This is a genomic window from Staphylococcus sp. HMSC061G12, assembly GCF_001838465.1.
GTDB classification, from domain to species: Bacteria; Bacillota; Bacilli; order Staphylococcales; family Staphylococcaceae; genus Staphylococcus; species Staphylococcus simulans.
In genome coordinates this window covers 100,883-120,793 of sequence record NZ_KV837015.1, presented here as the reverse complement: position 1 = coordinate 120,793, position 19,911 = coordinate 100,883, and the positions used below count along the sequence as shown (strand labels likewise).

The window sequence follows — 19,911 nt, the reverse complement described above, 5'->3', positions numbered from 1 at the left end:
CCTGCCACTAACTTATACGCATAACAAAGAAGCCGGCGACTTAGGAATTTACACCTAAGCCTGCCGGCTTTTCTATCTATTTACTACGTTATAACCAATATGCGATCATAATCCAGAATGCGAAAGCTAACACATATAATAATGGGAAGCTTTCTGATACGGGTCGTTTAAGTTGTCTATAAAGAACATAGCCTCCTAAACCTATGGCCATACCGGCTGTTAGGACAATACGTACCACAAACATTTCTACTGTGGCATTAATCCCAAGCTGAGGACTCGTAGTCATAACCTCAATAAGAGATAAGATTAATATCATTACTGTATAAACAACAGTATCTTTTGTTTTGTTAGTTTGGGATAATGTCCAAAATATTAATAGCCCGAAGATAGACGTCATTAACATTTCATGTGCTAAAAATTCCGACATAGAAGAATCAACTCTATATTGCAAAATCGCTACAAAATACAATATAAAGCTGATTACTAAATAGATAATAGAAGGATATTTTACAGTTAAATTATCTAAATTGAAGTATCGATGAATTCCTAGACACAATAGTAATATCGCTACAAGTATTACTACATATAGCATGGAATCACCTCATTCATATATATTTAATAACCGTTTTAGTACACAACTAAACCTAATAAATATTAATTTTTTAATGATAATGATTGGAATTGCAATTAATCCTTCTTAGATAACTATAATTGTTCCACCATTAGTATGTTATACCCTGGATTCACGCGTTTAATGTGTAAAATCCGAAAAATTGTAAAAAGTCAAAGAAAAACTGCCTCACTTTAAAAAGCGAGACAGTTCATCTTTAACCGTGCTGCGTATAATGTGTTGTGTCTGGTGATTTCACCTTTTTCACTGACCAGCCAGTAAAGGCGTAGAATATAGCGAAAATCACACATAAATAACAAGGTACCGTCCAAATAAAGTAAGAATAGACGTTTACACCTAATTGTTGCGTATAATAAATTCCTGATGTGCCCCAAGGGATCAATGGAATAATCATCGTACCTGAGTCTTCAAGTGTACGTGATAAGTTTGTACGAGACAGCTTCATCTCATCATACATATCATATAACAACATACCTACTACGATAATCACAACAGATGCTACTCCTGCTGCTAATACCATAATCAAACCAGATATTACTGTAACTAAAATTAATGTACCTGGTGAAGTGACTTTATCTTTAATTGTGTTCAACATCACTGTTAAACAACCTGATTTTTCGACAATACCCGCAAACGCATAGCCGCAGAAGATTGTCACAATGACTTGTGTCATACTCATCATGCCGCCTTGCTCAAGCAAAGTCGTCGCTTTATCATTTAAATTGACTTGATGGACAATCATATCTGGTTTAAAACCGTCAAACGCAGCTTTAAAACCATCTGTAAAATTAAAGCCATGATTCAGTGCGCCGACAAAGATCGCTGCCACACATGAAACTAACATAGCCGGTACGGTTGAGAAGCGGAATAATAAACATGCGATGATAACAATCGCTGGAATCCATACACTGAAATTAATATGATATACATTTTCGAGTTGACGTAATAATGCATTGATTTGGCTTTTATCCGCACTCGATTTATGATTTAATCCCGCAAAGAACCAAACTATCATACCGATAATCGACGCAGGAATCGTCGTCCATAACATCGCTTTAATATGGGCAAAAATGTTCACGTTCGTGACCATTGCCGCTAAGTTTGTTGTATCAGAGAGTGGTGATAACTTATCACCGAAAACTGCACCTGCAATAATTGCACCTGCAGCCATACCCGCATCAATATGTAATTGATGTGCAATCGCAATTAACGCGATTCCTGCTGTTGATGCAGAACCCCAAGCGGTTCCAGTGGCCATAGACGTTATCGCTGAAATTAAAAACGCAGAGACCAAGAAATAACTTGGATTCAACAATTTTAATCCATAATAAATCAGAGCAGGTACGGTTCCAGAATACATCCATGTCCCAACTACAATCCCTACGCATAAAATAATATAAATCGTAGGCATCGCTGTACTCAGCCGCTGTGTAATCCCCTCTTCTAAATCTTTCCAACGTAATCCTACACGCCAGGCAATTACTGACGCATAAGCCGCTGAAAGAATTAATAATGGTTGTACTGGAATTCCAAATACCACAAATCCAACAATAACTAATAACATCATCACAACGATGGTTGAAATGGATTCAAGTAATGTCGGCATTCTCTTCATAATATGTCCCCCTTTATTTAATTGTTAATCTAATCCAACTTTATCTCTGCCTAACTCGTCGATTGTCAGACCCTCTTCAAAGAAATCACGTTCTAAAATTGTAGAAGCTATGACGATAATCGCATCAATATTCGGCGTTTCTACCCCAATTTCACGCCCTAAGCTAGACCATAAGACTAAACCGAATGCAATATCTTCAGTTAAATAACGATTCTTCACGTGATTTGGCCCTGGAATTTGTGAGAAAACAGGACTTTCGTTAAACAGACGATTTAACGGTTCATCTTCACGATCTCTTTCTAAATAACCACGTTGAATACGTGCTTCTTTTGCTGTTTGCAGTTCGAATCCTAAACGACGGCCAAGTGACAGACGCTCAAGCTCTACCGCATGCAGTAAACGAACCGTATGTTTAGTAATCCCTTCTTTATATAATGAGAAGTCTCCAGAGTAATCAATACGTCCAACGTTTAATAAAGTAGGTCCTGGGTGCACTTCTGGGTTACCATTTTCTAAGTTTGTTTTCCATAAGTTTTCTTCTTTAATAATTTGAGGATAAATCTTTTCAACAATTTCAAAGTCTTCACTTAAATGTTCTTGAATATAAGAAGTGAAATAGACTTTACGTACATTTAAAGATAGATCAACAATACCCTCTTCAAAGTCAACACGCGTACCATACGTTAATGTGTTTGCTTCACAAAAACGTGGGCATACATCGATATATTCATCTTCTAATATGTTAAGGAATCGTGCTGAACCCATAGCAGCTGCCATGTTGAAGAATATAATTTGTTCATCCTTAACGAACGGCGCCATAATACGTGCATAATATTCAATAAATGTTGATGGAATAATCATTTGAATAATTTCTGCATCTTGTATAACCTCTTCGATGTCATCGCTGACTTGTGTAAATTTCACAAAGCTTTCTTCACCTTCATTATTGAAGTGGAAACCGCCTTGTTCAATCGCTTTATCGAACTTTTCGATAGAAGCGTTACGGCAATACAATTTGACATCGTGGCCCTTGCTTGTCATATCAACGGCTGCTGTGACAGCACCGTTACCTGAACCAATAATTGCTATTTTCATGCTTCATACCTTCTTTCTTTGTTTAGTCATGATTATGAGAGACCGTACAATAGCTTTATTGCTAGAAATAAAGTGATGTACGGTCTCTCGAAGTGTGAAAATATTATTTATTCTATTTAACCGTCTTAAAGAAAAATAAAACAGAAAACTTGTGAGACTTGTGTATGCTAGAACACGCACAGTTACAGCTTTCTGCGACCATCAAATAGTGTATTATAGTTATCGTAACATGATTAGACAAATAATAAAATAAAAATTTGTTAGCTACTTATTAACAATAACGTCTATATATTTCATACCCTACTTCTCTTTATTTATTGTTATTGTTAGGTGTCCAAAATGGTAAAAAATATTGAAGTTTTTCCGATTGTGTTTCATTTAAACTCAATTATTGCTATATTTAAAGTAATCTTAAATATCGGAGGAGCGCTATGACTAAGGAACATTCACCTGAACAAGTCACCGAGCACACTGAAGTCTATCAACAATTTCCAACAGAAGATGCACGTTTATTCGCATGTTTAATTTATATACTCAGCTTTTTTACAACTATTATCGGACCCTTAATTATTTGGTTAACCAAAGGCAGTGAATCTTATTTTGTAAATAAGACCGCTAAAAACTATTTTAATTTCGTTATTTCTTATACGATATGGACGATTGTAGCATTAGTTTTATGCATCGTATTAATTGGTATGATAATATTACCGGTTCTCGGTATATTGAGCATTGTATTCTCAGTCATAGCGGCTGTCAAAGCATATAATGGCGAGGAATACCTAATCCCGCTATCTATCCGCTTCTTCAACTAATCACACACAACCACAGCGTTGTGTGTTTTTTTGATGCTTTTTTCATAAACACATTCATTGTTTCTCTGTGTGTAATTTGAGAAAATAGACAGTGCTGAATTAAGAAGAAGGAGGCGTGTGTATGCGCTGGTTTAAAGTCATTTTAGCTGGCTTAGTTGAAATTATTTGGGTCAATTGTATTAAAAATGCAGATTCAGTGCTCAGTTGGGGACTGACTTTAATTATGATTGCGATCAGTTTCGCATTAGTAATCAATGCTTGTAAATCATTGCCTGTGGGAACGGCTTATGCGATTTTCGTAGGTATCGGTACAGTGGGCACCATTATTTTAGATATGGTGGTCTATGGTGACCCCTTCAGCTTTACCAAACTCTTTTTCATCATCTTATTATTGATTGGTATTCTTGGACTGAAACTATCAACAGATGAAACAGAAAGCGAGGGCTCACACTGATGGCATGGTTATATTTATTTATCGCAGGCTGTTTTGAAATTCTTGGCGTGATTCTTTTAAATGAATTGAATCGAACAGGCAAGAAATTTTATATTGTGTTATTAGGTATCGCCTTTATCTTCAGTTTCAGTATTTTATCACTCGCTATGAATTCCATCCCGATGGGAACGGCTTATGCGATTTGGACAGGTATTGGAACTGGCGGCGGTGCAATTATCAGTATGATATTTTATAATGAATCCAAAAATATCTGGCGTATTCTTTGTATCGGCTTAATTGTCGTTTCTTCTGTTGGGTTAAAACTCATTTCATAGTCATGCATACGCTTACGGTGTATTCATTGTTTCTCCTTCTTCCTTTTAATATAATTGATATATAAACTAAGAAAGGGAGTGTTTTGTATGGCTAAGGTCTATATTGCAGGCCCTATCCCACAAGTAGGACTTGATATTCTAGAAAAGAATAATATCGAAGTCGATATGTACGATGGTCCAGGAGTTGTGGATCAAGAAACATTAAAAAATGGCGTGAAAGATGCGGATGCATTAATCAGTATTTTATCTACAAACGTAGATAAAGACGTCATCGCAGCAGGCGAAAACTTAAAAGTAATCGCAAACTACGGTGCCGGCTTTAATAACGTAGATATTGAATATGCTGAATCTAAAGGCATCTATGTGACAAACACACCTGGCGTTTCAACACGCTCAACAGCAGAATTAACATTTGCGTTAGTTCTTGCAGTGGCACGTCGTATTGCTGAAGGTGATCAGTTATCACGTACGAAAGGATTCGATGGTTGGGCACCATTATTCTTCAGAGGACGTGAAGTATCAGGTAAAACTATCGGTATCTTCGGTTTAGGTAATATCGGTTATGCAGTCGCTAAACGTGCGAAAGCATTCGATATGGATATCCTTTATACAGGTCCACATCGTAAAGAAGATAAAGAAAAAGAATTAGGTGCGAAATACGTTGATTTTGACACATTATTAAAAGAATCAGACTTTATCACAATCAACGCTGCTTACAAACCAGAATTGCACCACTTGTTCGATACAGAACAATTCAAACAAATGAAACCGACAGCTTATTTAGTTAATGCTGCGCGTGGTCCGATTGTAAACGAACAAGCACTTGCTGATGCATTGAAAGACAAAGTCATCGAAGGTGCAGCGTTAGACGTTTATGAATTCGAACCGAAAATCACTGAAGACTTGAAATCACTAGATAATGTCGTGATTACGCCGCATATCGGTAACGCTACATTTGAAGCACGTGACGGTATGGCTGAAATTGTCGCAAATAACACAGTAGATGTCTTAAAAGACAACAAAGCACCACAATATGTTGTAAATAACGTTAAATAAGATATTTACACTTAAGTAAAATGAGGCCTGGGAAAATATCCCAGACCTCATTTTTTTATTTCTTTATTTTATCGTTTTAAACGATGTTGGTTGTTTATACAGATTTCGTTTTGTATAAGAATTTCGCTTGATTTGAAATCAATTTAGACGGTGTGCGTTTCAACACAAAGTTGCGCAAGCCAATCATCAAGCCATTTTGATATTGTGCTTTTTTACCGATACTGCGAGAACGTTTAATCACTTTTGCAGTATGTTTCACACGTAACGCATCATAACGTGCTAAAGCTTCTCTGAAATCATAAGTATTTAAGCAATTTGCTAACACAATCGCATCTTCCATCGCTTGTCCTGCACCTTGTCCCATATTCGGTGTTGTCGCATGAGCTGCATCACCTAGTAATAATGTGCGACCATAGACGAAGGATTGAAGCGGTGTTAAATCGTAAATATTATGGTGTAAAATACCCGTTTCACTTTGTTGGTCTAGAATACGTCTGACCTCATTTGGATAGTTATTGTAATATGCTTGAATATAAGGTTTCGTGAACTCTTTAAATTTAGGATCGTTTTCTTTCGCATTAACCGCGATAAACCAATACGCTTGGTTATTTAACATCGGTACAATCCCTACACGACCTTTAGCACCCCAAAACTCTTTCGCTGTATGCGGATCATTCAAAGTTACATCGTCGACCATTCCTCTGAAGCATGTATAGCCTTGGTAGTTAACAGTGGCTTTAGGGTTTACTTCTCCGCGAATAATTGAATGTACGCCATCTGCACCGATACATAAATCAAAGTAATGTGTATCACCTTGTGCAGTTGTTAAAGTAACTTTCGAACTGTTTTGTACGAGTTTCACGATTTTAGTTCCTGTATGGATTAATTCTTTTGGAACATAAGATGCGATAACATCTAATAAAGCTTGTCTTGGCAGTGTTAAATTAACTGTTCCTTTTTTCATCACTGCTTTATTTAATACATGTCCTTTGTCATCTAAAATTTCCATTTCTTTGATGACTTGTCCTGCATTTTTAATTCCTTTTGCCATATCATGATTGCCGAGTTTGTCTAATACATTACCACCGATGCCGATACCTGCACCGATTTCTTTGATTTCATCTTGTTGTTCAAATACATGTATTTCGTGATCTTGTTCATGTAATAAGGCAGCTGCGGTGAGTCCGCCAATGCCGCCGCCGACAATTGCTATTTTCATCTCAATAATCCACCTCTTTTTAACACTTCCTATTTATTCTATCATATTCCCTATTTCCTATGTATCTAGCCGGATAGCTTAAAAAAAGAGGGCTGCTGCCCTCTTTGGTTATTTATAGAAGTTTTTACGAATATCATCTTTCTTAATACCATATTTTTGATAATACGTATCCATCATACCTGCAATATTTTGATCCCAACCGATGTCACTCGCATATTGATGCTGACCAGGATTGCTAGGATTCCAACGCATTTGATAAAGTGAAATTTGTCCTTTATCGAAGAAGTCTTCTCGTACAAAACGTGCACCTCCCATAATTGCACGTTCTGGTGACGTCCATTTCTGCTTTTTCGCATAACTATGGCCATGCTTCATTGCGTCTTCATCAAACGCACCGATGCCATAAAAATTATAATATGTTTTTCCTTTAAACTTAATGCCTTTCGATAACTCAGAACGTCCATGTCCTGTTTCTACTAATGCATGGCTGACGAGATAAATAACATTCACATCATATTTATCTTGTGCCTTTAAAAATGCGTCCCCTTTATTTTCAAGCACGCCTTTGCCTTTTAATAATTGATTCACTTCTTTTTCATCCATTGAGACAGGCTCTGAAATATCCATATAACTGATATTATGATTCTGTCTTTTAATTGCCATAGCTTGTTCAACATCTGCTTTAGATGCATTCACAAATTGACCATTGTCTTCTTTCGTATTCAATACACCTTTTGAAGTTTGAAGTTGAACAGCTTCATCAAATGTATAATTCTTATCATTGCTGAACCAATTCGTTTCATTAATGATAAATAGAATAATAAAAGTTAAAAGAATTAAGCCGACAAACAGCCTGAAAATACGCGTTTTTACTTTACGATTCATTATGCGAACTCCTCATGTATTTTTTCTATTTCAACATAAAGTATGCTGCAATGATTACAATCATCACAATTGTAAAAGAGAGATTGATAATTATCTTCATTCCTGTTCTGTCACGGAATAAAACATTAAACATCATTAAACTGATAATTAAACCGATCGCAAACATGGTAATCGCAAGCACGGCTTTCATCATAATCAAAAAAATAAAACCAAGCACAACAAATAAATTTGAAATCAGTGCTAAAGCTTTTAATATGTTCGGGTTAATCGTCAACACCTTCTTTCTATCATCTACATCTAAATTCTATTAAAGTTTATCATATTTCTGACAGCGTCGGCAGATAGATTCTGTATGTAAAAAAAGAGCCGTTCTAAAAAGAACAGCTCTTATAGAATGGTGCTTAATCTTCGCGTGACATTCCTTTTAATAAGTTTACGAAATACGTAATACTTCTGTTTGCTTCATCGTCTTTCAATAAGCCGACTAAGCTAGAAATTGTTGTACGTTGATTTGGACTTGCAGCATTCGCATTTTTAAGTCCTTTGTTCAACTTAAGCAACATTTCTTCTGTACCTGCAACATCCACTTTACCAAGCATGAATACAAGTGGTGCTAAGTTGTTTAATAAGCCAGTATATTGCTCTTTATTCAACTCTTTTGTGATCTTGTTTGTAATGAAGCCACGTTTTTCAACTGCGCCGATACCAGCGTCTAAGATTTTCGCATCATCTAAGACACGCATTAAACGGATCGCTTTGATGATGACATCTTTGTTTTCTGAAATGGCATCAGTAACCTCTGCAAGATCTTTCGCTTTTTGCTCTTCATGTGAAATTTCCATACGTTTGATTTTTCTAATGTTTTCAGCCATCGTGTCTCACCTGATTTCCTGGGAACACGTAGTCTGGACGTGCCCATTTTTTCTGAACTTGAACACTGTATTGCGGGTTACGTTCTGTATTCACACGGAAGTTAGAAGGGTTAAGTGGTGACTTACCTCTACGTGTAATAACTTCCATACGTGCTGATGTACGTTTGTAAGATGGTGTATCTGTGTCTTTGTCAACGTCACTGTTTGTCAGCATATTGACTGCACCTGCAGTACCATCTTCGTCAGCGTTATTATTCATCGGAATATAGATTTCTTTACCTTTAACACGGTCAGTAATGTGAACAACTAATTCAACTTGACCTGTTGAAGAAACTAATCTAACATCTGCACCTTCATGAATCCCGCGGTCTTCCGCAAGTTCTGGTGAGATTTCAACGTAAACATTCGGCACTTTGTATTTGATACCAGGCACTTGGTAAGTCATATTACCTTCATGGAAGTGTTCTAGGATACGACCATTGTTAACATGGATATCATATTCTTCATCTTCTTTGAAGAAGTTGTCGAATGTTAATGGATATAATTTGGCACGTTTATTAGGGAAGTTGAACCCGTCTAAGTATAAAGTAGGTTCATCTGTTCCATCTTCATGTACAGGCCATTGTAATGAATTGTAACCTTCTAAACGGTCATATCTTACACCAGCGAATAATGGTGTTAAGCTTGCCATTTCATCCATGATTTCACTTGGATGTGAGTAGTTCCAGTCTAATCCAACTTTGTTTGCGATCAATTGAATGATTTCCCAGTCAGGTTTTGAGTCGCCTAATGGTTTCATTGCTTGATATAAACGTTGGATACGACGTTCTGTATTTGCGAAAGTACCTTCTTTTTCAAGTGAAGGACTAGCTGGTAAAACAACGTTTGCGAAACGTGCTGTTTGTGTCAAGAATGCATCTTGAACGACTAAGAAGTCGACTTTTTCAAGCGCTGCTTGTACAAAGTTGATGTTTGCATCTACGATACCAGTGTCTTCACCATAGATGTACATTGCGTCGATTTCATCGTTATGGATACCTTCCATCATTTGATGGTTATCACGTCCAGCAATAGCTGGTAGTTCCATACCCCATGCTTTTTCGAATTTCGCACGTACTTCATCGTCAGTTACATCTTGGTAACCAGGGAATTTATCCGGCATACTACCGCCATCACTACAACCTTGTACGTTGTTGTGACCACGTAATGGATAAGCACCTGTACCTTCTCTTCTATAGTTACCTGTTACTAATAACAAGTTAGAGATTGCAGTACTTGTATCACTACCGATGTCTTGTTGAGTAACACCCATCGCCCAAGCGATACATACGCCATTAGAATCAACCATTTCATGTGCGAAGTGAATCAAGTCATCTTTAGGAATACCTGTTGTTTCTTCCGCAAATTCTAATGTGAATGGTGCTAATGATTTGTAGTACTCATCGAAGTGATCTACCCACTCATCGATAAATGCTTTATCGTGAAGGTCGTTATCGATAATGTATTTCGTAACTGCAGCTAACCATGCCAAGTCAGTACCTGGTTTTGGTTGATAGAATTTGTCTGCACGTTCAGCCATTTCATGACGACGAATGTCGAATACATGAAGTTTGTTACCGAATAATTTATGTCCACGTTTGATTTTAGAAGCAATAACTGGGTGAGCTTCAGCAGTGTTTGTACCTACTAATACCACCATGCCTGCTTTCATTAAATCATCCGCTGAACCTGAGTCACCACCGTGACCTACAGTTCTGAATAAACCTTTCGTTGCGGGTGCTTGACAATAACGTGAACAGTTATCGACGTTATTTGTACCCATTTGACGTGCTAATTTTTGCATCAAGTAAGATTCTTCAATTGTACCTTTAGATGATGCGATGAATGATAATGCATCTGAACCTTTAGCTTCTTTGATACGTAAGAAGTTTTCGCTAATTACGTTCAATGCTTCTTCCCACTCTACTTCAACGAATTCGTCACCTTTACGTACTAAAGGTTTCGTTAAACGTTCTTCAGAGTTGACGAAGTCCCAACCGAATTTACCTTTCACACAAGATGAAATACGGTTAGCTGGTGAATCATGTTGCGGTTGAACTTTAAGAATTTCACGGTCTTTCGTCCATACATCAAATGAGCATCCCACACCACAGTATGTACATACTGTTTTCGTTTTCTCAATACGTTCTTCGCGTAATGCAGATTCTGAATCTGAAATTGCGAATAATGGACCATAACCTGGTTCTGCTTTCTTAGTTAAGTCAATCATGTCTGCTAATGTACCTGGTTCAGTATCAGTCATGTAACCTGCTTCACCCACCATGTGGTTTTCCATCATTGCGTTACATGGACATACAGTCGCACATTGTCCGCAAGATACACATGATGATTCGTTGATTGATACGTCGTTATCCCAGATAACACGTGGTTGTTCACGTTCCCAGTCGATTGATAATGTTTCATTGACTTGAACGTCTTGACAAACTTCTACACAACGACCGCAAAGAATACATTGACTTGGGTCATAACGATAGAAAGGACCGAAGTCTTTCTCGTAACCTTTGTCTTTATATTCATATGATTGTTCCTGAACACCGAATTCATCCATTGTATTATGGATTTCACAATCACCGTTGTTGTAGTCACATACTGTACAATACAGAATGTGCTTTTCTAAAATACGATCTAAAGCTTCTTTTTGAGATGCTTTAACATCGCTGTTTGTCGTATTAACGACCATTGGTCGATCAATTGTTGTGCCGCATGCACGTGCAATCTTTCCGTCGATTTCTACTGCACATGTATCACAAGTTTCAATCGGCCCTAATGATTCGTTATAACAGATTGACGGCACAAATGTATCTCTAGATTTAATAAACTGGAGAAGATTCGTACCTGGTTCCACAAGATAGTCTTTCCCGTCTAATGTAAGGACAAGATGTTCTTGCATGTAATCACCCCTATATTCTGAGGTCTTGCAAATGTGTTTAAGCTGATGACATACCGACAGGTATACTGCATTCTGATTGATGAGGGTCAAAAGAACAGTATAAGAGTCGCATGAAATCCCCGATGTCACGCTTACGTCACAGATACGAATGTATGTATCAACATTAATATCTATTGAAATTAAGCAATCTTTAGATGAACAATGCAACGAAGTTTGCGGTTGCATCTCACTTCCTTTAGAAACATTCAGCCTCTAAAGATTCAACTCATTTCCTAAACCTCTATTTATTTTATATATTCCGTAAATATTGAAGACTAGTCTTTTTTTGCCCCACGCAATAAAAAATAGTCTTATTACTAATTCTATTACTTTTAAAGTTAAATGTTAAGTCCTATACTTATATATTCTCTCTAAAGTTGACATATTAAACTTTTTATTCATGAATCTCTTTTTTTGGTGCCGATTTAAAGGATTTAACATAATGTATTACTCTATTTCATAGACGAATTAGTTTGAATTTTCTTTTAAAAAATACCGACATATCACATGCCGGTATTTTGCTTACTTATCGTGTAATCTACCTAATACTTCTTGTTTAATAATATTGATAGCTTCATCAAATTTTTCTTCATTATGGTTTGCATCTGCATGTGCAATTAATGAATTGACTAAATCAGCATCATTATATTCGCTGACTTTCAATTTGAATTGATCAATTCCAACTTCTACAGTGTTGCCATTCGGTTGGAATTCATTGATGCCATAATAATTATCTGCACCTAAGCCGCCTTCATCAACCATTTCAGATACATCTTGTACTTCTTTTTCATCTACTTTATTTTGATTTTTATTATTATTTGTCATAAAAAATTCCCCCTCTGTTTATCATTACCCCAAAACATGTATTTTATTTATATACAATTTTAAATTTTAGGGTAAAATAATACCAAGACAAAGATTAACCCTGCCTCGGCATTTCATTTATAATTCTAAATTTTGTCTTAGCGCATTTGAAACGTTATTCAATGAACTTTCATCAGGTACAAAGTAATAAACGCCATCACTTTGAATACCTCCACCGCCTTGTAGTTCTAAACGGTTCATATTTTCATTTGCTTTTTGATATTTAGAACGGACTGTATTTAATTCACCTAGAGATAGGTCAGTTGTAACATTCTCTTTGATTTGATCCGTCACACCATTAAAGTTCGTTAGTGACTTCACACTTGTTAATTCATTCGCAATACCACGTAACACTAATTGTTGGCGCTCTTGACGACCGAAGTCACCGCCTGCACCTTCTTCTTTACGTGAACGGATAAACGCTAAAGCTTTGTCACCATCTAAATGTGTTTTTTCGCCCTTCACAAAGCAGTAACCACTATAACTAAATGTCGCATTACTGATAACATCTACACCGCCGATTTCATCGACCATACCTTTGATGCCATCCATATCAACTGTCGCATAATGATCAATCGGTACATCCAGCAATTTCTCAAGTGATTTCACAGCCATATCCGGACCACCATACGCATAAGCATGATTGATTTTCTCTACTGAATCATGTCCGACAATTTCAGCTTGAGTATCACGTGGGATACTGACAATTTCAGTTGTCTTTTTATCTGGATTAATCGATAACACCATGATTGAGTCAGAACGTTGTCCGTCCCCTTCACTTTGACGTTTTTCATTACTATCCACACCAAATAAAGCAATTGTGAATGGATCACCTTTGTTTAAATCTACTTTTTCTTTTCGTAATTCTGATTTGTCTCTGTCTAGAGGGTTATGAATCTTTCCGCCAACCGCAAAAATCTTAATTGCTAAGTAGATTGCTGCAACAAGCGCAAGTATTACTAAAATTCCAAATGCCCATAATAATATTTTTGGTACAAGTCCCATTTTACGACCAGGTTTATCTGTTCTCTTCACCCAACCACTCCTCATCTTTCATTTCAATCCATTATATTATAGTTGATTTTAACTAACATGGTGCTTAAGTCTTAGTAACTTTATTAACTTGATAACCGCCTTTTTGATTTAATATTTCTAGAACCGCTTCATGACACCCTTTATTACTAATAATAAACGGTCCGCCAACCGCAAAATCAATTGGTTCATTATCAAGATTCGTCATTTTCAAATCAAGTTCTTTCGCAAATAAAAACTGTGCAGAAATATCCCAAGGTTTCGCATTTGTATTAATGTGTGCTCCGAATTGACCTTTCATCACGCGCAAAGAATCTAATCCGCAAGCCCCGATTAATCGATAACTGAATGCTGCCGCTTTTAAATCTGCTTGTGTATGATCATTTAAAACATATGGATTATACGACAGAATCATTTCACTGATATCTAAAGAAGGAACCTTAGGCATACGTACTTCATTTTCAAATGCACCTTCATCTCTGATGGCTTTATAAAGTGTATGGTGAGGATAATCATAAATGTAAGCAAGCATCGGTTGACCTTCAGAGAAATAGCTTAAGATAATACAATAATCTGTTTTTTGTTTTACTAAATTCGCAGTACCGTCAATCGGATCCATTATCCAAACATCGCCATGTTTCGCATCTACTAAATCATTATTTTTTTCTTCAGCGAAAAGTTCATGACTTGGGTAATGTTCTTTTAAAAATGCGTCAAATTGATCTTGAATCATTTGATCTACATTGGTTACTAAATCAAACTGATTTGCTTTTGTTTCTGTATGCATATCCGCAATCAGTTTAGGAATAATATCATCTAACCCTTTCAACCAGTGTCTGATTGCTTGGTCTAATTGAAGCAGTTGATTACGATTCAAATTACACACCTCATCCTTTATTTTTCTTATGTATGTTTTCATTCTAGCATGGAACACAAATGAACTGTTAACGACTTTATAATCAATAAAAAAACCGACTAGCTTAACTAGTCGGCATAGAAAGGAAAGTAAGTAATAATATTGAAGATGTTAATTAACTAGTGATTCGCACGTTCTAATAAATCACACGACATGATTTATCATTACCCCTTTGTTCACTAAGTGCTATCTCCTAGTTACTAATGATAGTTTAGCACATAATTTTATAAAATGTAAGCGTTTACTTGAAATTTTTTCGACTTTTTTTAATTTTTTCTACAAGTACATTACCTAAAAACATCAAATTTTAAGAGATATGATATAATGATTGTAATATGTAATATATCGGAGGTGGCTTAATTGAATAAAATAGAACGTCAAAATAAACTTGTTCAGGCAATTGAAACCAACCATCAACTCACTGCAGCACAACTTGCGAAAACACTTAAAGTTTCAAAGCATACGATATTAAGAGATATCCAAGATCTTGAAAAACAAGGTGTCCAAATTATCGCAAAACAAGGCATGCTCGGCGGATACCAGATTCAAAGCCATCCTGCACCGATTCAACTCGAATTAAACGAAGCACAAATGCTAGCTTTATTTATGACATTAAACGAGAGTCAATCTTATTCTCGTTTACCTTATAAAAAAGAAATTGCACAAATTATCAAGAAATGTCTCAATCAGCCAGCAACACATATCAGACGTTTGTTAAAACGCATGGATCGTTACATTAAATTTGAATCTAATCCAAACGAGACAATACCGCAAATCTTTTCAGACTTATTAATTTATTGCGCAGAGCGTAATGTGATGTTAGTCGAATATGATTTGGAAAGTGAGACCTATACTGAAAATGTCATCTTTATCGGATTGATATGTCGCAAAGCTGAATGGCGTGTCGTTATCTTTGATATTGGTCATGGACATACAAAAGAAATACCGATTCAAGCGATTCAAGACATCTCTTATTCATTCCATAAAACATTAAAGACTCACGATATTACTATCTATAATTATCAACAATTTTTAAAATCCAACTAAGGGATACACCTCAGTTGGATTTTTTATTATAGATATAAAATTGTGATGATAAAAGAAACAAAATTATTCGCGATGTGAATTGCGATAGTAGCTGCAGTATTTTTACCTGATTTAAAATATACATAAACAATAACAATTGCCATAATTAAATAGGACCCGATTTCAAATGGAGATTCGGCTCCTGTGACATGAATCAACGCAAAGCCGATAACCGAAATAATCGCCATGACAATATAATTCAACTTCTTCCCTAACTCTCCAATCAAAATGGTACGGAAGAATAATTCTTCAACAACAGGACCTATAATTACTACAAAAATAAATGTGAAAGGTAAAAATGCCGGATTTCTGAACAATAATTCTAATTCCTGTTCATTTTGTGTTTCTGTATACTGTAAATTTTCAGGCAAGAACGAAACCAAATAATTGTAGAGTGTTTCTCCTCCCATTGCAATCAGCAGCATAATTAACAAGAACAACCAATGTTTCTTAACATAATGCCATCCTGATGACAATTTCATAGGCATTTCACTATAGTGAAAATAATAGTAAATAATTAAAAGTGCGATATATGTATTGATTTGACCTATAGCTGAAATTGGAATCAATGTTTCAACGGTCATCGGTACATTAAAATTGGCTGCTATTAACGTTTCTAAAAAAGTAAATAAAAAGATTAAAACAAAACCAATCGGAATTAACGTTAAATCTCTCCATGCTGGCTTATTATTTTTTAACTCCATAAGATGCTCCTCTATACAAAATTTAACTTCTCATGCATTTATCTTAAGTTATCGGCTTTCAAATCACAAATTAAATTTATCTTTTAAGGAATGATTAGTAATGACAAAACAAACAATTGAAACAGATATTTACGCACAACTGATTCATTTGATTACTTTAAGCGACACCTATCATCACTATATAACTTTAAATCAACAGAAACCTGCTGAACAGACTGCAAATGATATCACAACATATCTACAAGCATATTATCACAAAGCACAAAGCTTAGTTGAAACACACCCTTCTTTTATTACACAACGCTACTGTGACTTATTAGCCAAATTAATCTTGCAGCCGTTAGTAATCCTTAACACTGGCAATACAAATGTGATGATCAAAACGTGGCAAAAACCCATTCATCACTTGCTTTTTCTTTTAACCTCACACTCAATTATTGACTAATTTTTTAATATTTTTACGTTAATCGTTTAAATCTTTATCAGTTAGGTATGATAATACTAGTGAGTGTTGTTTTTAAAATTCTCAATTGTGTTAGCTGTCATCCTATAGTACACTAGAAACCATTATAAAGATGAACTGATAATTGGGAGACTGTCGGTTTGTCTGAGTCGTGCTTTAATAGGCGTACAAACAATAATCAAAGTAAACTGTAGCAACTAAGGGTTCTGTTTACTGCTATCTATGATTTACAAAACAAATGAAAAAGCAGCTTTGTTTTTTCATAGAGCAGGTGATTATGATGACAAACATACTATTTAAACTAGAAACAAAATATAATGTTTTAACTAAAAGCGAGAAAAAAATCGCAGACTTTATTTTAAAACGGCCACAAAAAGTCATTGATATGACAACTTTAGATTTAGCGAACAGCACCAATACCAGTCCTTCTTCGGTCGTCCGCTTCGGTTACAAAGTAACAGATGGCGGCTTTCAAGAATTAAAAACGGAAGTATCAAAATACCTTTCCAAACGTACAAAACCCCAACCTATTGAATTACAACCGAATGAATCGATTGATTCTATTAAACGCAAAATGTTGTCACGTAGCACTCAAACATTATGTAGAGTTTCAGATGAAGTTGACGAACAGAAGATTGAACAAGTCTGTATCAGGTTGAAGCGTTCACGTACCATCTTCTTATTTGGCTTTGGCGCTTCCTTTGTTTCAGCATTAGATTTAACACAGAAACTGTCTAAGGTTGGTTTAAATGCACAATGCGTTGAAAGTGTGCACGCGTTAATCAGTTTAATTGCAACCCATGATGCTCGTGATACATTATTCTTAATTTCTAATAGCGGTGAACACAATGAACTCGAAGCCATTGCACGTGTTGCGTCGGATTATCATTTGTGCCTGATTACCTTAATGGGTACACATCATAATCCGATGACACGCTATAGTGATATTGATTTGATTTACAGCGAATCAGAAGAAAATGAGTTTCGTATGGCGGCTACTACTTCTCTGACAGCCCAGCTCTTTACTATCAATGTGCTGTATTACCGTTATTTGTCTATGGACTTTTCAAATGCGTTAGATACAATTACGCAATCTAAAATGGCTTTAAACAACTATAAGAAACATCTTTCTAAAATTAAATTTGAACATTAAAAAAGAGTTGAGCATAACGCCCAACTCTTTTTCATTTGTCTTATATTATTCTAAATGTTGATCTTTGTAAGGTAATTTGTCGTATCCTCTGATGAAGTAGAACGCTGTCATGAAACCTAAGAATAAGAATCCGATAACAACTGATACAACTGTTTCTTTATTAAGCAACATACCGATTAATACGATAATTAAGAAAATAATAGTCGCATAACTTGCTGGTGCCCCGCCTGGCATTTTGAATGGATGACCTTGGACTTCTTCAGGATGAAGGCGTCTGAACCGGATATGACTGATTAAAATCATAAACCAAGGAATCATACCAGGTAAGATTGATGCACTATAAACATATACGAAAATACTGTCTGCACCTTTAATGAATAAAGGTAAGATAACGTTTAAGATAACACCGATAAAGATACCGATTGAAATCGCAAGTACTGTGTACACAGGTACACCATTTTTCATTACTTTCAAGAAGAATCTAGGTAATTGTTTGTGTTGTGCCAATGTATAAATCATACGGCTCGCACTGAAGATTCCTGAGTTACATCCTGACATTGCGGCTGTTAATACTACGAAGTTGATTAAACCAGCTGCAATTGTAATACCGACTTTCGCGAATGTTGCTACGAATGGACTACCGATTGTACCAAGTTGATCCCATGGATAAACAGTTACAATAACGAAGATAGCTCCGATATAGAAGATTAAAATACGCCAGATAACACCGTTAACTGCTTTTTTAATATTCTTTTGAGGATTTTTAGTTTCCCCTGCTGTGATACCGATTAATTCTACACCTTGATAAGAACCTACAACGATTGATAAAGCAAAGAAGAAGCCAAGCCAACCGTTAGGAAGGAAACCGCCGTGTGACCATAAGTTAGATAAACCGATGGCATTTCCGCCGTTACCAAGTCCAAAGAAAATCAATCCGAAACCAGCAATAATCATTAAAACAATAGTGACAATCTTGATCATCGCGAACCAGAATTCAAACTCACCGAACGCTTTAACTGATACTAAGTTCGCTGAAGCTAATAATACAATAACGATAACACCAGGAATCCAATCTGGAAGTTCTGGGAACCAATATCTCATGTATTCTCCGACTGCGATAACTTCACTCATACCAACTACAACCCACTGGAATATGTTACTCCAGGCTGTTAAATATCCTGCTACTGGATGAATATAGTCACTTGCGAAGTTCGCAAATGAACCTGTAGTAGGATGTAAGTAAACCATTTCTCCCATTGCACGCATTACTAAAAATAAAAATAGTCCAACAATTAAATAAGCAAAAATAACAGATGGTCCTGTCCATTTAATTGTACTTGTCGCACCCATAAATAAACCAACGCCGATGGTACCACCGAGTGCGATCATTTGAATCTGTCTAGAACTTAATCCCCTGTGTAATTGAGTTTCTTCCATTAGAAAATACCCCTTCTCTTTCATGATTTCCAGGCCCTATTACAAGTTATCGATAGCTGCCCCATTCTCTCTTTCTATTTCAGCGTCCCAATTTACTAAAATTTAAAAGATTGCGAAAAATTTAACAATGTTTCTTTTTGCTATCGATTTGTAACTTTTCAAGCCCATTGAGGCTATTATACTATAAAATTTCTAGATGAAAACATAAAAATTACACTTTTATGTATGCGCTTTCATTTATTTTTTTTCCTAAAATACAACAAAAGCAGTCATCGCGCATTTTAATGCATTTCGCACTCAAATAAAATATTGTA

Annotated in this window: 20 protein-coding genes; 7 read left to right on the top strand and 13 right to left on the bottom strand. The window is 35.9% G+C overall.

The features are described 5' to 3' along the window. Nucleotides 1-88: 88 nt before the first annotated feature. The 3 genes from HMPREF2937_RS01445 to HMPREF2937_RS01435 all read right to left on the bottom strand — a co-directional run bounded on the left by HMPREF2937_RS01445 (nucleotide 89) and on the right by HMPREF2937_RS01435 (nucleotide 3,341). Nucleotides 89-592, bottom strand: coding sequence for a hypothetical protein (locus HMPREF2937_RS01445; protein ID WP_002479634.1), 504 nt, complete (start codon nucleotides 590-592; stop codon nucleotides 89-91). A 235-nt stretch (nucleotides 593-827) separates the two neighbouring features. Further along, nucleotides 828-2,246 (bottom strand): Na+/H+ antiporter NhaC, encoded by a 1,419-nt coding sequence (gene nhaC, locus HMPREF2937_RS01440; protein ID WP_023015017.1) that lies wholly within the window; start codon nucleotides 2,244-2,246, stop codon nucleotides 828-830. A 24-nt stretch (nucleotides 2,247-2,270) separates the two neighbouring features. Then, a complete protein-coding gene (locus HMPREF2937_RS01435) occupies nucleotides 2,271-3,341 on the bottom strand; it encodes an NAD/NADP-dependent octopine/nopaline dehydrogenase family protein (RefSeq protein ID WP_070847935.1) in 1,071 nt (356 codons plus the stop codon). Nucleotides 3,342-3,772: 431 nt separating this feature from the next. Between HMPREF2937_RS01435 and HMPREF2937_RS01430 the strand changes: the two genes are divergently transcribed. The 4 genes from HMPREF2937_RS01430 to HMPREF2937_RS01415 all read left to right on the top strand — a co-directional run bounded on the left by HMPREF2937_RS01430 (nucleotide 3,773) and on the right by HMPREF2937_RS01415 (nucleotide 5,977). Next, nucleotides 3,773-4,153 (top strand): DUF4870 domain-containing protein, encoded by a 381-nt coding sequence (locus tag HMPREF2937_RS01430; RefSeq protein ID WP_023015020.1) that lies wholly within the window; start codon nucleotides 3,773-3,775, stop codon nucleotides 4,151-4,153. A 121-nt stretch (nucleotides 4,154-4,274) separates the two neighbouring features. Next, a complete protein-coding gene (locus HMPREF2937_RS01425; RefSeq protein ID WP_002479638.1) occupies nucleotides 4,275-4,607 on the top strand; it encodes a DMT family transporter in 333 nt (110 codons plus the stop codon). Continuing rightward, nucleotides 4,607-4,921, top strand: a complete 315-nt coding sequence (locus HMPREF2937_RS01420; RefSeq protein WP_002479639.1) for a DMT family transporter — start codon at nucleotides 4,607-4,609, stop codon at nucleotides 4,919-4,921. The genes HMPREF2937_RS01425 and HMPREF2937_RS01420 overlap by 1 nt, the downstream gene beginning before the upstream one ends. An 87-nt stretch (nucleotides 4,922-5,008) precedes the next feature. Further along, nucleotides 5,009-5,977: a 2-hydroxyacid dehydrogenase family protein gene (locus tag HMPREF2937_RS01415; RefSeq protein WP_002479640.1), complete on the top strand. Its 969-nt coding sequence runs from the start codon at nucleotides 5,009-5,011 to the stop codon at nucleotides 5,975-5,977. Nucleotides 5,978-6,071: 94 nt separating this feature from the next. Here HMPREF2937_RS01415 and HMPREF2937_RS01410 read toward each other — a convergent pair whose 3' ends face one another. The 8 genes from HMPREF2937_RS01410 to HMPREF2937_RS01375 all read right to left on the bottom strand — a co-directional run bounded on the left by HMPREF2937_RS01410 (nucleotide 6,072) and on the right by HMPREF2937_RS01375 (nucleotide 14,715). Continuing rightward, entirely contained in the window at nucleotides 6,072-7,196 is a 1,125-nt protein-coding gene (locus HMPREF2937_RS01410) for an FAD-dependent monooxygenase (protein WP_070863867.1), read from the bottom strand. Between the two features lie 108 nt (nucleotides 7,197-7,304). Then, nucleotides 7,305-8,081: an N-acetylglucosaminidase gene (locus tag HMPREF2937_RS01405; protein ID WP_002479642.1), complete on the bottom strand. Its 777-nt coding sequence runs from the start codon at nucleotides 8,079-8,081 to the stop codon at nucleotides 7,305-7,307. Nucleotides 8,082-8,106: 25 nt separating this feature from the next. Continuing rightward, on the bottom strand, nucleotides 8,107-8,358 hold the full coding sequence (locus HMPREF2937_RS01400) for a hypothetical protein (protein WP_037556062.1): 252 nt from the start codon (nucleotides 8,356-8,358) through the stop codon (nucleotides 8,107-8,109). Nucleotides 8,359-8,482: 124 nt separating this feature from the next. Further along, nucleotides 8,483-8,953: a helical membrane plugin domain-containing protein gene (locus HMPREF2937_RS01395; RefSeq protein WP_002479643.1), complete on the bottom strand. Its 471-nt coding sequence runs from the start codon at nucleotides 8,951-8,953 to the stop codon at nucleotides 8,483-8,485. After that, nucleotides 8,946-11,903, bottom strand: a complete 2,958-nt coding sequence (fdhF, locus tag HMPREF2937_RS01390) for a formate dehydrogenase subunit alpha (RefSeq protein ID WP_002479644.1) — start codon at nucleotides 11,901-11,903, stop codon at nucleotides 8,946-8,948. The genes HMPREF2937_RS01395 and fdhF overlap by 8 nt, the downstream gene beginning before the upstream one ends. Before the next feature lie 561 nt (nucleotides 11,904-12,464). Next, the gene (locus HMPREF2937_RS01385) at nucleotides 12,465-12,767 is read right to left on the bottom strand and encodes a hypothetical protein (protein WP_070863866.1); all 303 of its coding nucleotides are present in this window, start codon (nucleotides 12,765-12,767) and stop codon (nucleotides 12,465-12,467) included. A 117-nt stretch (nucleotides 12,768-12,884) separates the two neighbouring features. Continuing rightward, the gene (locus HMPREF2937_RS01380) at nucleotides 12,885-13,841 is read right to left on the bottom strand and encodes an LCP family glycopolymer transferase (RefSeq protein WP_180364609.1); all 957 of its coding nucleotides are present in this window, start codon (nucleotides 13,839-13,841) and stop codon (nucleotides 12,885-12,887) included. A gap of 64 nt (nucleotides 13,842-13,905) precedes the next feature. Beyond that, entirely contained in the window at nucleotides 13,906-14,715 is an 810-nt protein-coding gene (locus HMPREF2937_RS01375; protein WP_070863864.1) for an inositol monophosphatase family protein, read from the bottom strand. 399 nt (nucleotides 14,716-15,114) lie between these two features. Here HMPREF2937_RS01375 and HMPREF2937_RS01370 point away from each other — a divergent pair, with 399 nt between their 5' ends. After that, the gene (locus tag HMPREF2937_RS01370) at nucleotides 15,115-15,801 is read left to right on the top strand and encodes a helix-turn-helix transcriptional regulator (RefSeq protein WP_070863863.1); all 687 of its coding nucleotides are present in this window, start codon (nucleotides 15,115-15,117) and stop codon (nucleotides 15,799-15,801) included. 26 nt (nucleotides 15,802-15,827) lie between these two features. On the opposite strand, the gene HMPREF2937_RS01365 is transcribed toward HMPREF2937_RS01370, so the two are convergent. Further along, complete coding sequence (locus HMPREF2937_RS01365) at nucleotides 15,828-16,544, bottom strand: CPBP family intramembrane glutamic endopeptidase (protein ID WP_002479649.1); 717 nt, start codon at nucleotides 16,542-16,544, stop codon at nucleotides 15,828-15,830. Between the two features lie 100 nt (nucleotides 16,545-16,644). Here HMPREF2937_RS01365 and HMPREF2937_RS01360 point away from each other — a divergent pair, with 100 nt between their 5' ends. Further along, nucleotides 16,645-16,989: a hypothetical protein gene (locus HMPREF2937_RS01360; protein ID WP_002479650.1), complete on the top strand. Its 345-nt coding sequence runs from the start codon at nucleotides 16,645-16,647 to the stop codon at nucleotides 16,987-16,989. A 298-nt stretch (nucleotides 16,990-17,287) separates the two neighbouring features. After that, nucleotides 17,288-18,160 (top strand): MurR/RpiR family transcriptional regulator, encoded by an 873-nt coding sequence (locus tag HMPREF2937_RS01355; RefSeq protein WP_002479651.1) that lies wholly within the window; start codon nucleotides 17,288-17,290, stop codon nucleotides 18,158-18,160. A gap of 45 nt (nucleotides 18,161-18,205) precedes the next feature. Here HMPREF2937_RS01355 and HMPREF2937_RS01350 read toward each other — a convergent pair whose 3' ends face one another. Further along, the gene (locus tag HMPREF2937_RS01350) at nucleotides 18,206-19,597 is read right to left on the bottom strand and encodes an amino acid permease (protein ID WP_002479652.1); all 1,392 of its coding nucleotides are present in this window, start codon (nucleotides 19,595-19,597) and stop codon (nucleotides 18,206-18,208) included. Nucleotides 19,598-19,911 lie beyond the last annotated feature (314 nt).

Excerpts from the sequence above, each read along its gene's own strand:
- HMPREF2937_RS01445 (WP_002479634.1), bottom strand. The coding sequence starts at position 592 with ATGCTATATGTAGTAATACTTGTAGCGATATTACTATTGTGTCTAGGA.
- nhaC (WP_023015017.1), bottom strand. The coding sequence starts at position 2,246 with ATGAAGAGAATGCCGACATTACTTGAATCCATTTCAACCATCGTTGTG.
- HMPREF2937_RS01435 (WP_070847935.1), bottom strand. The coding sequence starts at position 3,341 with ATGAAAATAGCAATTATTGGTTCAGGTAACGGTGCTGTCACAGCAGCC.
- HMPREF2937_RS01430 (WP_023015020.1), top strand. The coding sequence starts at position 3,773 with ATGACTAAGGAACATTCACCTGAACAAGTCACCGAGCACACTGAAGTC.
- HMPREF2937_RS01425 (WP_002479638.1), top strand. The coding sequence starts at position 4,275 with ATGCGCTGGTTTAAAGTCATTTTAGCTGGCTTAGTTGAAATTATTTGG.
- HMPREF2937_RS01420 (WP_002479639.1), top strand. The coding sequence starts at position 4,607 with ATGGCATGGTTATATTTATTTATCGCAGGCTGTTTTGAAATTCTTGGC.
- HMPREF2937_RS01415 (WP_002479640.1), top strand. The coding sequence starts at position 5,009 with ATGGCTAAGGTCTATATTGCAGGCCCTATCCCACAAGTAGGACTTGAT.
- HMPREF2937_RS01410 (WP_070863867.1), bottom strand. The coding sequence starts at position 7,196 with ATGAAAATAGCAATTGTCGGCGGCGGCATTGGCGGACTCACCGCAGCT.
- HMPREF2937_RS01405 (WP_002479642.1), bottom strand. The coding sequence starts at position 8,081 with ATGAATCGTAAAGTAAAAACGCGTATTTTCAGGCTGTTTGTCGGCTTA.
- HMPREF2937_RS01395 (WP_002479643.1), bottom strand. The coding sequence starts at position 8,953 with ATGGCTGAAAACATTAGAAAAATCAAACGTATGGAAATTTCACATGAA.
- fdhF (WP_002479644.1), bottom strand. The coding sequence starts at position 11,903 with ATGCAAGAACATCTTGTCCTTACATTAGACGGGAAAGACTATCTTGTG.
- HMPREF2937_RS01385 (WP_070863866.1), bottom strand. The coding sequence starts at position 12,767 with ATGACAAATAATAATAAAAATCAAAATAAAGTAGATGAAAAAGAAGTA.
- HMPREF2937_RS01365 (WP_002479649.1), bottom strand. The coding sequence starts at position 16,544 with ATGGAGTTAAAAAATAATAAGCCAGCATGGAGAGATTTAACGTTAATT.
- HMPREF2937_RS01360 (WP_002479650.1), top strand. The coding sequence starts at position 16,645 with ATGACAAAACAAACAATTGAAACAGATATTTACGCACAACTGATTCAT.
- HMPREF2937_RS01355 (WP_002479651.1), top strand. The coding sequence starts at position 17,288 with ATGACAAACATACTATTTAAACTAGAAACAAAATATAATGTTTTAACT.
- HMPREF2937_RS01350 (WP_002479652.1), bottom strand. The coding sequence starts at position 19,597 with ATGGAAGAAACTCAATTACACAGGGGATTAAGTTCTAGACAGATTCAA.